This window comes from Mucilaginibacter metallidurans, assembly GCF_003286435.2.
Lineage (GTDB): Bacteria > Bacteroidota > Bacteroidia > Sphingobacteriales > Sphingobacteriaceae > Mucilaginibacter > Mucilaginibacter gossypii.
Genome location: NZ_CP043449.1, coordinates 6,521,362 through 6,535,922 on the forward strand (window position 1 = coordinate 6,521,362; position 14,561 = coordinate 6,535,922).

Here is a 14,561-nt window from a genome sequence, read left to right on the forward strand (position 1 = left end):
TATGAACCTGATCAGCTATAACGAAAACAAACTTCCGATTGAAGATCTGGAAACCATAGGACTGGCCGCAGGCGGCCAGCTCCTGCTGAACGTGGATGACCTGAAAGCGCTCCTTTCAGGTCGCCGCACCGGCCTTATGCAGTTGCATAACCTGCAGGCCGAAAATATACATATCAAAACCCTGGACGCCAAAATTTCCCTGGCACCGGATGAGAACGGCAAACTTGACTTGCTCATCCATCCGGTGTACCGCAAAGCGGTAACCCCTTCCTTCCTGGAAGATAACGAGGCAGAACTGCTGCAAAAAGGGGAGGTAGAAAACTTTCAGAAGATCACCATTGATGACAAGGGCAATAAAAAGGAATTGCTGGTTGAATACGATGCGGACACCCGCGAGTTTATCGTATCCGATACCGATAAAATACTGGCACCGGATATGGTTAACGGCGAGTTCCTTACACCTGCCCAGAAAGAAAATTATCGCAAAGGCAAGCAGGTAGAGCTACCCGACCATACCGTATTTAATTACTCAGGAAAAGATACCCACGGTATACGGTCCAATAAAATTGCCTTAATAGCATCTATCCTGATCGATGGAGGTTTATCCTATGTGCTGTACAAAGGATTGAATGCCTTGTTTAATAAAAAGCGGGATGCTAAAGAAGCCGAGAAATTAAGCCCCGGTTATCATAACGCGGTGAAGGACATGCAAAATCAGCAAAGGCAGGCCATTCCGCAGGTTGGACGAACCGACCGTGCGGAAGAACAATCGCGGTAATGTGCGAAGCGCTAAATGCTCTCGGCGTTCCCTTAGAAGTACAGCGTCTTTTTAACCTGCGGGATGCCGTGTTTGATTATGGTGATAGCGTAGAAACTTATACTCCTGCATCATTTTTTATCCCTGCCAGCCGTAATCTCTGGATCGCAGGTAACGAATCTGCCACAGAGGTTTTAATCAGTCGCTCGGCCATGGACTGCATCGCCTTTCTTTCCCTTAACCTGGTCAAATATCGTCAACCGGAAAAACTTTGCTTTATCGGCCTTGGCAACAGGCCGGCAAACGGACAGCTTAACTGGATCAGGGACAACTTCAAAAAACGAAAATATACATTGCTTTTTGAGGATGACCTGGCCGGCAGGGCCACAGACATTGTGGTTGCTGCCGGTTTAAAATCCCACCCGATCAGGCTGCAATGGTTGGGTGAAACAGTAGTGGTAGCCTGCAAAAACAGGAGCGTTAAATTTCCCGTAGATCAGCTTTCACTGAATACCTTTGAACTGGCCTTCTCCATCCGCACCGGCATCCGTACCCGTAAACCAATTCATTATTCCACTTTTTTAGATCAATTAAGATATGATACCAGCTAAAGATATCGAGTTAAAGCCCGCTTATATCTGGGCTTTCCTCAAATGTTTGCCATTACTCTTGCTGGCGGTCACCTTCCTGCTGTTAGCATGGTGGCTGTCACATTATTTTATCCTTTTCAGCCTTGCCGTCACCGGCGCTGCCTGGTACCGAATGCTCTACCTGCGCAGCTACACTTTCCATGTAACCACTGAAGTCATCCGCTTGCAGCATGGTATACTTAATAAGCGTTCCGACCAGGTTGAGATGTTCCGCATCAAAGATTACATCGTTACGCAGTCTTTCTTTCAGCAGCTTTTTAAATTGATGAATGTAACACTAATAACTACCGACCCGGAAAACCATGCCATTAACATGTTCGGCATTCCCGAGTCGGAAATTATAGATACCATCCGCGAGCGTGTACAAAAGGCCCGGCAGGACAATCATATCTATGAAATAAATTAAATTTCGCCTGGGATTTACTAACATAATTAGTAAATTTAATTATTGAGCCGATATGAAAAATTTCATCCATTTTCTCTTTACCTGCATGGTTTCTTTCTTTGCTTTTTGCGGTGCATTAAGTATGAAAGACAACCCTTGGCCGGGTTTTGCAGTAGCATTTGGGATCTGGGGCATATTTCTTTGGCGTTATAATGTGCGTGCTAAACGCAATGCCATGAAGCGCGAGTACGAAGAATGGATGTTCCGCGAATACATGCGCTCAAGGTCGAATAGTCACCGCTATTAATCAATTAAAAATTTAATGTAAATTGGCCACATTATTACAGTGCTCAACACTGTATGTGATAAGGTTTAGGTTGAAGAGTCCTGGCGGCGAGCGTTCAGGACTTTTCTATTTTTAAACCTTTCTTTTTCCCCTTCCGGGTTAGGCTTTTTACAGATCACTCATCCTTTTATTTTAATATCATGAATCTACATCAGGTTTGGATAGCGCCTGTCAGGCCATCTATCCGCTATACCGCCATTTGCACAGCGCCCTGGCTTTTTGTGTTTTTTATATTAACTGTCGCCGGATATTATGTGTTTCCGCTGCTGATCGTCGGCAGCTGGGTTTCACTTTTCGCTTTTTTATACCACGTTTTGCTATTGAAATCTCATACCTACTTCATTACTCCCGAATATTTTTTGGTGAGCAAAGGCTTGCTGAAAAAGCAGGTAGCATGGGTAGAACACCTGAAAATCAAGGATTATTTCATTCACCAAACCCCTATAATGAACTTGGTAGATGTGGTTAACATTACCATTGTCAGCGAGGGATCGCCAGCTATCCGGTTTACATTGAAAGGGGTTAGTAATTCAGGTATGAAAAACACATTCGGTGACCTCATCGAATTTTTAGAAGTACGCAAAAACTACTACCAAAAAATGATTGATGCAGTGGAACCTCTTTCCGCTATGGCCCAATAGCCGTCAATCACTATTATCAACAGACCGTTCCGGACAGACCGGGACGGTTATAACTTTAAGCAAATATCCTTATGGGCTTAGAAGTCTTAACAACTGAAGACTTGGAAAAATTCCGGTTACAGTTAATCTCCGAAATCAAGGAATTGTTGTTGGCCAAGCCCGCCAAAAAGTGGCTGAAGACAGCAGAAGTTATGGAAATGCTGGATATATCTGAAGTGACCTTACAAACACTACGCAATCGCGGCAAGATCCCGTTTAGAAAGTTAGGGGGCGTCTGCTATTATAATGCGGAAGAAATCGACGAATTATTAGTCACTCTTACCCAAAAAACAAAGGCGAAAGCTCATAAAGGACAATAACTGCCCTGCTATTCAGATGCTTCCGGCATTTCAAATCCCTTTGCCGTAAATTTCCCGCGAATAACTTCGAGATCCTTTTTCCCGATGCTTCCCACGTTCTTAAATTTATGGGAAAGCCCCCGTTTCCTAAATGCAATTTTAGATTGCTGCCGATATTGTGCGATGGATCAATAGATTACAAGCTATTAATTTAGTACCAATTCTCTCTTATCGTTTTAAAATTGCGAAGAGCACTTTCTATATTTTCAATAATATCGTTAAGGAAATCTTCGGGATCAGGCATATTGCTGAAATCAATCAAATTTTCATCTTGTAACCAAGAAATGTCGAGATTAACTTTTTCTCTGGAAATTAATTCATCGTAAGTATATTTTCTCCAACGGCCTAACGGATTACTTTCACTCCAGGTTTGTTCATTATTTGCCCGCTCTTTCGAAAGATAACAATTAATAAAATCTTTTAAATTCTCAAAGGTTAAAGGATTTTTTTTAGGCGTATGTCTGATATTTGTTCGGTAATCATAATACCATAAATTTTTAGTAGCTGGCGATGAATTTTCACTCTTTTTTTCAAAAAACAGAACATTTGCGTTTACGCCTTGAGCATAGAAAATTCCTGTCGGGAGCCTCAATATCGTATGCAAATTTACCAGATCTAATAATTTAGTGCGTATAATTTCACCAGGCCCTCCTTCAAATAAAACGTTATCGGGGAGCACCACTGCGGCACGGCCATTTTCTTTTACTAAGGAATAAATGTGCTGTAGAAAGGCTAATTGTTTATTGCTAGTGGTGACCCAAAAATCGGAACGTAGATAATAACCATCTTTTTCAGATAGTTTTAGGTCAGGAGTAGGAATATCACTGCTGCTTTTTCCAAACGGGGGTTAGCAAGGACAATATCAACTTTATTCAAAGAAAGGCTTTTCAAACTGTCCCCGATTTCTATATCTGGAGTTTCTTTTAAATCTCCAAGCCCATGAAGAAATAAGTTCATTAAACACAGTCTGGCGGTTGAGCTTTCTATTTCCCAGCCCTTAAATGTGTGAAATTTAATAAATTCCTTTTGAACGCTATCTGCTTCCAGTCTGGAGAGTGATTCCAATGCACCTAAAAAAAAACCTCCGGTTCCGCATGCTGGATCAGCGATAGTTTCGCCTAAGACTGGCCTAATGCACTCGATAACGGCTGAAATAATTGGCCTCGGGGTGAAATATTGACCTGCGCCGCTATTTTCCGCATTTTTTTGTAATAGCGACTCATAGATTTCACCTTTTAAGTCATAATTCTTTGATGTCCAGTTTTCTTCGTCAATTAGTTTTATTAGCTTTTTTAATTTAAATGAATCATGTATTCTGTTTTGCGCGCCAGCAAATATCTTTTCGAGCATTCCGCCTGACCTTGACAAACCTTTTAAAATATCTTCATAGGTTCCTATCAAGTCCCCCTTTTCCTTATCTTTAAGAAATGACCAGTCACAATCTGACGGCAAATCATATTCTCCTGGATTTTCATCGGCCATTTTTAAGAACAATAAGTAAGTCAGTTGTTCCAAATAATCGCCATAGCCTAAGCCATCATCTCGGAGTGTATTACAAAACGTCCAAATTTTTGATACAAGGGTATTTGCTTTCATGCAATAGCTTTTAAGGCTTCGTTAAGCCAATAATAATCTTCGTTATTTAATTTTTCCTGAACAAAGTTAAAAACCACAATGGAATGTGGTTGATTCTTTGCTGCAAGATCAGCCAATCTTTGATAGCACTCTTCAAGCGATTGATCTATTAATTCGTCATTGTTTATATGCACCTTCAAATCACTTTGAGTAAGTTCGACAATACTTTCACATTCATCCCATACCCTTTTCCGGCCACGTATCAATGGGCTATGTTCAAGCCCATAGCATTTAATAGAAAGGACCGCACGATTGTGATTATGATCATTATCGTCAGCGTTATAAGTAGCGAATACCCCCCCATTTTGATCGAATGAAAGCAACCCCACATCCCGTGAAATTGTTGGATCAAGAAGCATTGGAATTTCACCGCGACAGCGCATATCATTCTCTAACGAGAATTGCGATCCGGTTTTCAAAGGAAAGTAGCTTCCTTTTCCAAAAACGTCATCGTCATCAACAAAACGATCCTTCCTTAATAGATTTGAAAGAGAGCCAGATAGGCGGAAGTTTCGCCAGTAATAAGAGAGCCACCAATAGCCAGTGGCGGAAATTATTTCGCCTTCTGAATTCAATGACTTAGCCTTAGGCCTGAAATGATCTACTTGCCATTCACTTGAATTTTCTTTAGATTCAGTATACCAACACTTATGCCCTGATAATTCCGACATTGCATCATAAAGGTCCGTCCAAATATTGTTTGCTGCCCAATATGTTTTTCGTTCTCTTTGAGTTTTCGTAGTAATCGCCGCAAGATGTCGGTTAGCTCTTTCTTCCCATGCAATAAAAGACCCAGTTCCATGAAGTGCTTCAAAAACAGCTTTTAACTCGCTGATCTTTATATACCTCATAACTTCTCCCTCCTCTTAGTTAATAGGCGCTGAATTACCTCCTGACTACGAAGGCTAAGTTTATCTCGTTCATCTTCAGTGAATTCGACCTTTTGAAATGCTTCGTCTTTCGACATTTCGGAAATGTACTCCTTAAACCAATAATCCTCCGTCTCCTCATAAAAACCATAATTTTCAAGGTCTAATTTTAGACCTTTATATTCCTCCAAGTCTTCTGGACTAAGTGTTTCCCTCATTAGCCGCCCTTGCAGATACCTTTTTCTATTCAATTTCTTTTGGGTATCCTTATCTAAAATACTCGGAAGTCCGAACATATCGCTCGTCAAGATACCCGCTACTCCCATTCCTCGTGGACTCTTTTCAGGTTCAATAGCTTGATTTAAACCATTAATTCTTAGTTGTTCAAATTTGTCTTCGGTGATATCCTCAGTATTCGGGACGTGGATAATTTTCTTTCCGAACATTCTTACCTGTGATTTGTCCATACTGCCTATTACCAATGGATCATGGGTGTTAATAATTATTTGGGTAGTAGAGTCTTCTATAATATTTGAGGGATCACTCTCGTCCACCGAAATATTTTTTACATACTTATTTAGGTATTGCAAATAATCGTACTTCCACAATGGATTTAAATGTGTGTCAGGTTCGTCAAGTAAAACCAGTGACTCTTCTTCTTTCGTGAAAATCAACAATCCAATTACAGTCAACAATTGTTGTTCTCCTTCGCTTAATTCTTTGAATTTTACCTCCCCGTCAACTCTTTTTTTGACTTTGACTTTCACTTCTTCTAATAACTCGGAAATGTAAGTGCTTTCAAGCGCCTTAAAGAGATCCGTATTATTGGGTTGTATATCAGACAATCGAAAAAATTCTAACGCAAATTCGTTTAGTTTTTTCTTATCAGTTATATATAAATACAATTGATCTTGCTTCACGCCCTTGCTTCGGAAATCCGGATAAACGGTTTCTGAATAATAAATGGGAGCTAGTGAATACTGCCATAAAATTTTTAAAAATTCGCTGACAAGACCCTCTGCTCCGAAAAACCGTTGATCGCCTTTTCCGCGCCACGATGGCCGTTTTAAAACAAACAAAACAGATTCCAAGTCTTCTATGCCTAACACATCATTCAGAAATTGTTTTGTTCTGTTTTCGACAGTCGGTAGCGCGAAAAACGCCAAGAGCACGAAAAAACTATGAATTTGCTTAACGTAGAAAAGACGTCTTAAATCATCTAATTTCTTTCTGTCAAAATTTGGTTTTTTAATTTCATTATAGAAATTTTGCTGGTGTTTCCAAAATATTTTATCTAAACGATCACTCAAACCAGAATAATAAGTAAACACATATTTTGGAAGATATAAATCTTTGTTTCTGAAAAAATCTGTTTTCGTAACCGGTCTTGCCAATTTTTCCCAAACAGTTCCGTCAGTGTCACTTTGCTTAAAAATCTCGAATGAATAAGCGCTTTCCAAAAAGTCGACTATTATTTTATATGTTCTTACCCGATATTCTATTCGGTAATGAAATTGAAGTTCTTTTGGCGGCTCCTGTTTTAAATCTAAATATTTAAATATTAAAATCAAGGCTTCTATGAAATTGGATTTACCCGTAGCATTCTTACCAAGAAGCACCGTGTTCATTTGTGACTCATCGAGATCAATACTGAACTTTTTGAGATTCTTAAAATTTTCAATATAAACTTTGTCGATTCTCATGGAACAAGGGAAATTAACGATTCTTGATTCTCATATGTTACTTGGATTTTTGCTTCAATTAATTTTAATTCCGCAAAAAAGGCTTCTATATCGTCTTTATGAACAGAGAGTTTCCAAAGATCCTTTGTAAAAACCGGTTTTTTTTTCTCCATTAATATTTCTATGATCGATTTGAGGGGCTCCATTGTTATTTTGTTACTCTGTTTAAATTTATTTGCGATTTTTTGCTCAGACAGAAATTGTTCCTTTTCGACTTTAATTCTATTAAGTAAAATTTCAACGTTTTCATCGTCCAAATTCTGGTCGGTTAGTTTGCCTTTAAAGGCATTATCTAAAATATAAGATTTGAAATTATCAGCTTTAATTAAAGCGATTTTTAACATATCAATCAAATGATCCGCATGAGTCAACAGCGTGTCGAGTTTGTTGATAATGGAAGTCTGTTGTTCGAAATTGCAAAGTGGAATTGAAATATTTCTAATATTCTCCATTGAAATAGACCCTTGTGCTGTCGCTTTTGAAAGTTCCAAAATGTGCTTTTTACCGATCGGAGATGACAAAAAGTACTGCACATATTTATTAAAAACATATTCACTTGGCTTAATTAAAGCAACATTAGGACCGAGCATATATTCTTTACCCAATGGCACAACACCGACATTACCTAAGCCAGCACCAACGAACACAAATAGTATTTCTCCGCCCGATAACTTAATTCGAGGTAGGTGCGTCAACATTTCTCTAGTTACATAGGAATACTCGTTATCAGAAAATCCGCCTTTAGAAACATTTTGAGCCTTAATCACCGGGATGTCTCCCGTTGATTCATATTTTATATATTTTGAAAATTCAAAACCAGCAAGCTTTGTCACAAAAGAAAAATTACCTAATTTTTCCCACTTCCAAGATTTAGGTATAGTTGGCATGCTCTCTAACTCTTTTGCGTCGGTTGCAACGTATGCTTGCGGCTTCGACGGTCTAACTGGTCTTAAACCCTTATTAGAATCAGCTTGCCATAGTTTAAAATCTTTATAATAGTCGTCTAAATTCAGCCTATAATGGTTTTGAAAATCGTTTTGAATTTTTTCGATTAAAGTCGTTCCCGTTTCATATTCGTTTGGTGGTATCGGTAACAAAGTGCCATCAAAAGCTTTATAAAGAACCAGTTGTTTATAAATATCAAGTCTTTTCAGCGCAGTGGAAATTTCCTTTTTTGCATCTTCAATTTCGCTGAAATATTCTTGAATGGCATTGACGATTCTTATCTGTTCCTGAACTGGAGGAAGTGGCAACACAATTTCATCTAAGTCAGCTAATCTGATTCCTTTAATCGTTGTGCCGCTTGCGCGTTCTAAAAACTTCTGTTTATGTGCCTTAATTAAATAGTATGAAAATAGGGGACTTATTCCTCCAAATCTTTTTACTATTTTCAGATCTTGGTTTATTGCCATTGAATTTTTACAAATGGTTACCTCTCCAGGTGAAATTCGAGTAACCAAAAGTAAATCATCATTAACTGCGAGATTCGATGAGCTGTTTTCCAACCCAGCCGCGGTTATTCTATCAATGGTATCGTTTAAAACTTCATATTTAATATCCTTAACAGATGCCCAAGGTATATCCCCATTCCAAAATTTTAAATTGGATTTATCCGGCGTACCTCCCCCAATAAAAATAAATAAGTCACTTAGCGCAACATTTTTCCAAGTTTTGGGTGTCATTTATATATTCTCCAGTAATTCCCGTTTAACTAATTCGTATGCTATTTCATTATTATATTCAATCCCGGGTCTCAGTATCACGTGGATATCATCTGTAAACTCCTTATCCTTCAATTTCTCATCCATATTAGCAATGAACATTTTTGGAGTAGGCGGCTGCGCGGAAGAAAACTTCATATAGCTACGATAGCAGTGCAGTAGTTTTTCTTTGTCAATTTCATGATTTGTCAACGCCCAGTATAAATCAAACAAATCTCTCCCTTTCCGCCTCTGATAAAGCGCCCTTAATTTGGTGCCTAATAATTCTTCTAATTGATAAGTGGTCAGATCACATTCACCATTAAACCAAGAGTTCTCAACTTTAAAGGGAAATGATTGCAAACCCAAGACATTAAAATGTTCACGGCAATTAATTTCGATTTTTAAAGCCATATTAATTATAGGCGCTATTTCCGACTCGAATCGATAAACAATTGTATTATTATTGGCTTTCTGTTTTACAATCCTTTTTGTCCCCAAAAAATCTAGCCGTTCTCGTATACGTTTTAAAATTGGATTAATCGGGCCTTCCTGTATTTGAACCAGGTCAATGTCTTCTGAATATCTTACCTGAGGTTTTAAAAATAGCTTATGAAAAGCCGTACCACCTCTGAACGCGAGATTTTCCCTAATCATCTCATCTGAAAACATCTCCACTAATGCGCGCTCAATAATCAGATCCTGTTCAACCTGGGCATTATCGGGCCAGGGAGCAAATTCCTTCCATTCTTCTATATAGCGCCGAGCAATCATAAATCTGATTCTAATTCAATATTTTTTATAATTTTCCATTGCTCATTCAATTCCCCACCACGCTGTTTATTGGTCGATAAAGGAATTGGCAAGACTTTTTTTTCAGCAATAAATTTTATTAAAGGAGCGGCAAGGTGTGGCAATTGCAATTCAATACACAATAAAAACCCCAGACGTTGGACAGCTGTAACGTGTGGGTATCGTCTAACTGTTTGGTTTAAAATTGATGGTTTCATTTGTCCAGCGAGTTCTTCCAAAATAGTCAGCGTTCGGCTTAAACCGATGCTTTCCTGGTAATAGATCAGATCTAACGCCGTCATTTCGGGTGTGGAAACTTTAATATTGCCAGCATCTGTTTTAATTTTTCTTATGTCTTCTTGAAACCACTCTTTTTTTATGTAAAAATTTATTTTAACCTTCTTATTTCTGATAGGGCGTAAGGCGGGCTTTTCAGTAACTATAAAAAACTCCATTGGTTGCTGGTGCGCGGCACCGTATAATGCAGCGGCAGACAATAATCCAATATAGTAAGGCTTGTTTAATGCCTGCATCATGTCGTCAATAAATAGGGCGGGGGGAACCATTCCTTGTCTTAGATACTCAGGGGTAATAATTGCATAAATACCCTTTCTTATTTGAGCAATTCGCTTCTTAGCTTTGAGTCGGTATAATGCCTGATTAACAGCCTTATCGGAAAGATTAAATTTAGATTTAACTTCTTCGAGGGTAAGCACATACCTTCCCTTAGACCTTATCTCAGTAATAAAGTCTTCTAAATAATTATATGATGGCCCTTGAAAATTAGTTACTTTGGTTTGCATTTTACTACGAATTGTGTAGTGTTACGCAAATATAGTATTAATGAAATGATTTACAACTGATATTTTCAATTTGCATATAGCTACAGAATGTGTAGCAGTACGCAACTAAATTAGTAGTTTTACAACTAAATTTTTATGACAATGGCCTTATTCAGCGACAGAGAGTTCGGAAAAAAACCTGCAACAAATGAACAAATTGAAATATCAGTTTGGAACGGTATAGTATCTATTTATGAAAGTTACGTAGCAAACCATTCTTTGGATAAGGATTTTCCGGAACAATGCCAGGACGGAAGGGGTATTATTGGTTTTGATCCTTACAAATTCAATCATCTCTTAAAGGCAACCATTCCTGAAATAGAAACACCTATTTCAATAAAAAGAGCAGAAGTAAAACCAGATTATAGCGATTGGGGAGAACCTGCGCCTGATGTCACACAACCGAAGCCCAGCAATGAAACTGATTTAACTGAAACAATTGCTATACTGGATTTTTTAGAGTTCTGCTACCAGCACTTATATGATGCCAAATCAGTTGGCGACTTACACGACTATTTTCAACATTATCATTATTCGTTTTCTACTCGAGAAATTGCACAGGCAAAGTTTAGAACAGACGTAAATTATTTATTTCAACGTAACGGCATCGCTTACGAAATGAACACTAATGGCGAAGTCCAACGGCTATTACCAGAGGAAATGCAAAATATCATCAAGAAGAATTATAAAACTAACGACGCTGACTTAAATGATTTGTTAAACCAAGCAGCGGAACAAATTCACATGCCAGCGCTTTCTGATAGAAAGCATGGGTTGGAAAGGCTATGGGACGCTTTTGAAAGAGCCAAAACATACTACTCAGCCAATAAGAAGATTTCAGCTCAACAACTGGTTAATGAAATCTCTGCGGGGAACCAACCATTCGCGGATTTACTAACCTTAGAAGCAGGACAACTTACTACCATTGGAAACCAGTTTCAAATCAGGCATTTTGAAACTGATAAAATACCCCTGACCAATATTCAACATATCGACTATCTGTTTTTTCGCGGTTATGCGTTAATTAACCTGATGATGAAGACGCTTGAGAAATGATTAATATTTATGTCCTGAAAAGTTCTGTTTATTGGATAATTTAGTAAAATCATCAGAATAAACGAAAGCATAATGATTCACTCAAAGTAAGTTTATTTAAGCGCTGCATTAATTGCACTTGTAATAATTCCATCCTCTATATCATCCAGATAAACCCTCGTTTGCAGTTGAGTTTCGTGCCCTAATGCTTCCTGAATTATCTTAATGGGCACATTCGCTTCATTTAAATGACTTGCAAACCCATGCCTTAAAGCGTTTGAAGTAAACCTTTTTTTCCAACCCACCGCATCTGCCATCGCTTGCGAATCTTCATTAAAATCCTTTAAGGCAGAATCTATCCTCGCATCAATTTTTTTAGCTGTATCGTGCTCCTGCATAATAAACGGAAATATGTAACCGGCATCAGACTGCTCTGGGAAGTTTTCTAATAATTTCACCACAGCAACCGCCTTTGGGTGCAATTCAAAATCATAACTTCTTTTATTTTTTGAACGCCTGTATACGATACCATTGTTTACGAATTGCTCTCTTTTCAGCTTTAACATATCGTTGAAGTTCATCCCCCGTCCGTAATACATAAACTGCATCATCAAATGTGACCTATAAATTCGGGTTTCCTTTGATGGTTTTAGCTTCATTATACGATCCCAGTAATCAGACTTGATGGATCGTTTTTTTGTCCTGATACGTTTATAAGCTTTGAATTTTATAAACTTTTTAGGATGGTGGTTTTTTGTACAAAGACCGTCTTCTATGGCCAAATTCCAGATACGATAGTAAGTCCGCAGATAATTACTAATAGTTGATTCCGAGAGCCCGGTAATTTGCTGTTCATATGCTTCATGGTCTGCCTTTGTGAAAGACAGAAACATTTTGTCTCTATCTTTTAACAGTTTCTTTAATGTTAGTTTGCAGTTATAAAATACATTGGCGTAACCGGGATTATCAACTGAGTTGTAATAATCAACAATTGATTGCGCATAAGCCATAATCTTATTCGGTTTATCAATAACCGGAGTAAGCTTACGATCTAAACCCAGATTTGCCTTGATTTCAATGTGTGTAATAACACGGCCTGCCTTATCCGCAGTCTTTATTTCATATTCAATATCATCGATGATACCCTTTATCTTGGATGATAATTCCAAAAACTTTGGATGAGTTGTTTTTGGTCTGGCATGTTCCTTATCCCAGTTTTCTACTGAACTGCTGAAACCAGTAGGAATATATATCGGCTTTTCATTTTGCCACATCCTAACCCTTACTTCATGCTCGTCTTTTATGAAGTTATTATCCGTGTCTTTAATTTTCCGATATGTCCAAATGATTGGTGTTGTCGAAATTTTCATAGTCCAAAATTTTAAATTATTAGTGCATGCAAGTATGTATGCAAGCGGTCAGGCTTTATCCCACATAAGATGAAGCTGAGATAAAGTAAAAGTAGTGATTTTAGGTCTAAAATTCCAAATTTTTTAGCAAAATATTTTCACTTAAATATCTGATATTCAATTGTTTTGCATGATTTTTGAAACTCTTTTTAATTTGCTAAAAACGGCATGGCATGCAAGAGGTCATCGGTTCGACTCCGATATTCTCCACATCTGATAATCAGGGCTTTACAGGATCTGTAAAGCCCTTTTTCTTTTCAGCCAAATACTGTTAACACATAAAATCAATTAAACCCTCTTTCAATTTAAGTTAAAAAAGGTTTTAAATATATGAATACTATAAAGTATAAAGCCTTTGCAAATACGCAGACATGTGGTTTTTGAATAGCTTTTTGCGAGTAGTAAAATGCAATTAAATTTCGTTGTCCCTGATCATCGGGACAGTTCAAGCGAATATTAATGTGCTATGGCTTTACAGCCACTACCGTTATATGGGGATTACCGGCTACGCCCGCCTTAATTAGCAACTTTTTCATAGCATTTACTCTATTAGCAGGTACCTCGTACCTGACGTTGTAATTGGTGTTTTGTTTCAGCGCCTCGTCAGCTCTTTGTACCTGGTCGATCGATTTTTTGTGCGTAGTTACATTCAGCTTTCTGTCGATCAAGGTATTGCCCTCTATTCCATCAAACTTAATGAATCGTCTGCCTTTTGGGTTTTTGTTATCATATCTGAGAACGGGAACGAGCTTATTATTGGAATCAAGACTCATAGCCACGCCCATGGCGCCGCCTTCGAAATTGTCCGCCTCTGATTTATTTTTTCTTTCTAAAGTTCTCCCTGCCCCACGGTTATCGACAGAGTCAATATCTATACTCGTCCATACTTCTTCAGGATCGTCCGTTTCCTTTTTGGGTTGTAAAGCCCCACCTATGCCTGCTCGGTTTATCCAGGTGCGCTGGACGATAATTATCACGGATGACCCTGATGGAGTTGGCTTGGCACGTAGGTATTTATACTGGGTTTCATCTCCCTTGGCTGTTTTCTTGTTGAGGTCAAACCATCTTTTGCCCGCATCTTCCATCGTGTCAAAAGTATCGCGCCGGCTTTCTATGGGAAAAATGAATATTTTTCTTTTTTTGGCTGAGTTCTGGGCATATACAGGTTGCATCGACAGGGCAGCGAACATCAGGAACAATACGGTACGGTAACCTTGCCGTTTAAGAAATAAAGTCATGTTGTCAATTTTATTTAATTATATATTCTTAGATTTTTCTATTTGTTTTTGTATACAAGGCACATTTACGGGATTCACTGTCCCATCAGCGTGATACAAGCAAAAGTGGGCAGGTAGATTTT

16 protein-coding genes are annotated in these 14,561 nt (G+C 38.3%); 7 read left to right on the forward strand and 9 right to left on the reverse strand.

Features of this window, described 5'->3' with window-relative positions; genetic code table 11:
• Position 1 precedes the first annotated feature (1 nt).
• The 6 genes from DIU38_RS28050 to DIU38_RS28075 all read left to right on the forward strand — a co-directional run bounded on the left by DIU38_RS28050 (position 2) and on the right by DIU38_RS28075 (position 3,138).
• On the forward strand, positions 2-778 hold the full coding sequence (locus tag DIU38_RS28050; RefSeq protein ID WP_167516301.1) for a DUF4099 domain-containing protein: 777 nt from the start codon (positions 2-4) through the stop codon (positions 776-778).
• The gene (locus DIU38_RS28055; protein WP_112653048.1) at positions 778-1,368 is read left to right on the forward strand and encodes a hypothetical protein; all 591 of its coding nucleotides are present in this window, start codon (positions 778-780) and stop codon (positions 1,366-1,368) included. The genes DIU38_RS28050 and DIU38_RS28055 overlap by 1 nt, the downstream gene beginning before the upstream one ends.
• Entirely contained in the window at positions 1,355-1,813 is a 459-nt protein-coding gene (locus tag DIU38_RS28060) for a PH domain-containing protein (RefSeq protein ID WP_112653047.1), read from the forward strand. The genes DIU38_RS28055 and DIU38_RS28060 overlap by 14 nt, the downstream gene beginning before the upstream one ends.
• Before the next feature lie 52 nt (positions 1,814-1,865).
• Positions 1,866-2,099 (forward strand): hypothetical protein, encoded by a 234-nt coding sequence (locus tag DIU38_RS28065; RefSeq protein ID WP_112653046.1) that lies wholly within the window; start codon positions 1,866-1,868, stop codon positions 2,097-2,099.
• 179 nt (positions 2,100-2,278) lie between these two features.
• On the forward strand, positions 2,279-2,779 hold the full coding sequence (locus tag DIU38_RS28070) for a PH domain-containing protein (RefSeq protein ID WP_112653045.1): 501 nt from the start codon (positions 2,279-2,281) through the stop codon (positions 2,777-2,779).
• A 71-nt stretch (positions 2,780-2,850) separates the two neighbouring features.
• Positions 2,851-3,138, forward strand: a complete 288-nt coding sequence (locus DIU38_RS28075) for a helix-turn-helix domain-containing protein (protein ID WP_112653044.1) — start codon at positions 2,851-2,853, stop codon at positions 3,136-3,138.
• Between the two features lie 190 nt (positions 3,139-3,328).
• Here the strand turns inward: DIU38_RS28075 and DIU38_RS34540 are convergent, their stop codons facing one another.
• Genes DIU38_RS34540 through DIU38_RS28105 form a run of 7 tightly spaced genes read right to left on the reverse strand, consistent with a single transcriptional unit; the run spans position 3,329 to position 10,718 of the window.
• Positions 3,329-3,997, reverse strand: coding sequence for an HsdM family class I SAM-dependent methyltransferase (locus tag DIU38_RS34540; protein WP_208809248.1), 669 nt, complete (start codon positions 3,995-3,997; stop codon positions 3,329-3,331).
• Positions 3,979-4,773 carry a type I restriction-modification system subunit M gene (locus tag DIU38_RS34545; protein WP_208809203.1) on the reverse strand — a complete coding sequence of 265 codons (795 nt, stop codon included), beginning with the start codon at positions 4,771-4,773 and terminating at the stop codon, positions 3,979-3,981. Before DIU38_RS34545 ends, DIU38_RS34540 begins: the two co-directional genes overlap by 19 nt.
• Positions 4,770-5,663: a hypothetical protein gene (locus DIU38_RS28085; protein ID WP_112653042.1), complete on the reverse strand. Its 894-nt coding sequence runs from the start codon at positions 5,661-5,663 to the stop codon at positions 4,770-4,772. Before DIU38_RS28085 ends, DIU38_RS34545 begins: the two co-directional genes overlap by 4 nt.
• Positions 5,660-7,384, reverse strand: a complete 1,725-nt coding sequence (locus tag DIU38_RS28090; RefSeq protein WP_112653041.1) for an AAA family ATPase — start codon at positions 7,382-7,384, stop codon at positions 5,660-5,662. Before DIU38_RS28090 ends, DIU38_RS28085 begins: the two co-directional genes overlap by 4 nt.
• Positions 7,381-9,105, reverse strand: a complete 1,725-nt coding sequence (locus DIU38_RS28095; protein ID WP_112653040.1) for a restriction endonuclease subunit S — start codon at positions 9,103-9,105, stop codon at positions 7,381-7,383. The genes DIU38_RS28090 and DIU38_RS28095 overlap by 4 nt, the downstream gene beginning before the upstream one ends.
• Positions 9,106-9,897, reverse strand: a complete 792-nt coding sequence (locus DIU38_RS28100; RefSeq protein ID WP_112653039.1) for a nucleotidyl transferase AbiEii/AbiGii toxin family protein — start codon at positions 9,895-9,897, stop codon at positions 9,106-9,108. It abuts the gene before it with no gap.
• Positions 9,894-10,718 carry a type IV toxin-antitoxin system AbiEi family antitoxin domain-containing protein gene (locus tag DIU38_RS28105; protein WP_112653038.1) on the reverse strand — a complete coding sequence of 275 codons (825 nt, stop codon included), beginning with the start codon at positions 10,716-10,718 and terminating at the stop codon, positions 9,894-9,896. Before DIU38_RS28105 ends, DIU38_RS28100 begins: the two co-directional genes overlap by 4 nt.
• 141 nt (positions 10,719-10,859) lie before the next feature.
• Between DIU38_RS28105 and DIU38_RS28110 the strand changes: the two genes are divergently transcribed.
• A complete protein-coding gene (locus DIU38_RS28110) occupies positions 10,860-11,813 on the forward strand; it encodes an AbiJ-NTD4 domain-containing protein (protein ID WP_112653037.1) in 954 nt (317 codons plus the stop codon).
• 92 nt (positions 11,814-11,905) lie between these two features.
• Here the strand turns inward: DIU38_RS28110 and DIU38_RS28115 are convergent, their stop codons facing one another.
• Together DIU38_RS28115 and DIU38_RS28120 are read right to left on the reverse strand one after the other, a co-directional pair.
• Positions 11,906-13,162, reverse strand: coding sequence for a tyrosine-type recombinase/integrase (locus tag DIU38_RS28115; protein WP_112653036.1), 1,257 nt, complete (start codon positions 13,160-13,162; stop codon positions 11,906-11,908).
• Between the two features lie 503 nt (positions 13,163-13,665).
• Positions 13,666-14,439, reverse strand: a complete 774-nt coding sequence (locus DIU38_RS28120) for a hypothetical protein (protein WP_112653035.1) — start codon at positions 14,437-14,439, stop codon at positions 13,666-13,668.
• Positions 14,440-14,561 lie beyond the last annotated feature (122 nt).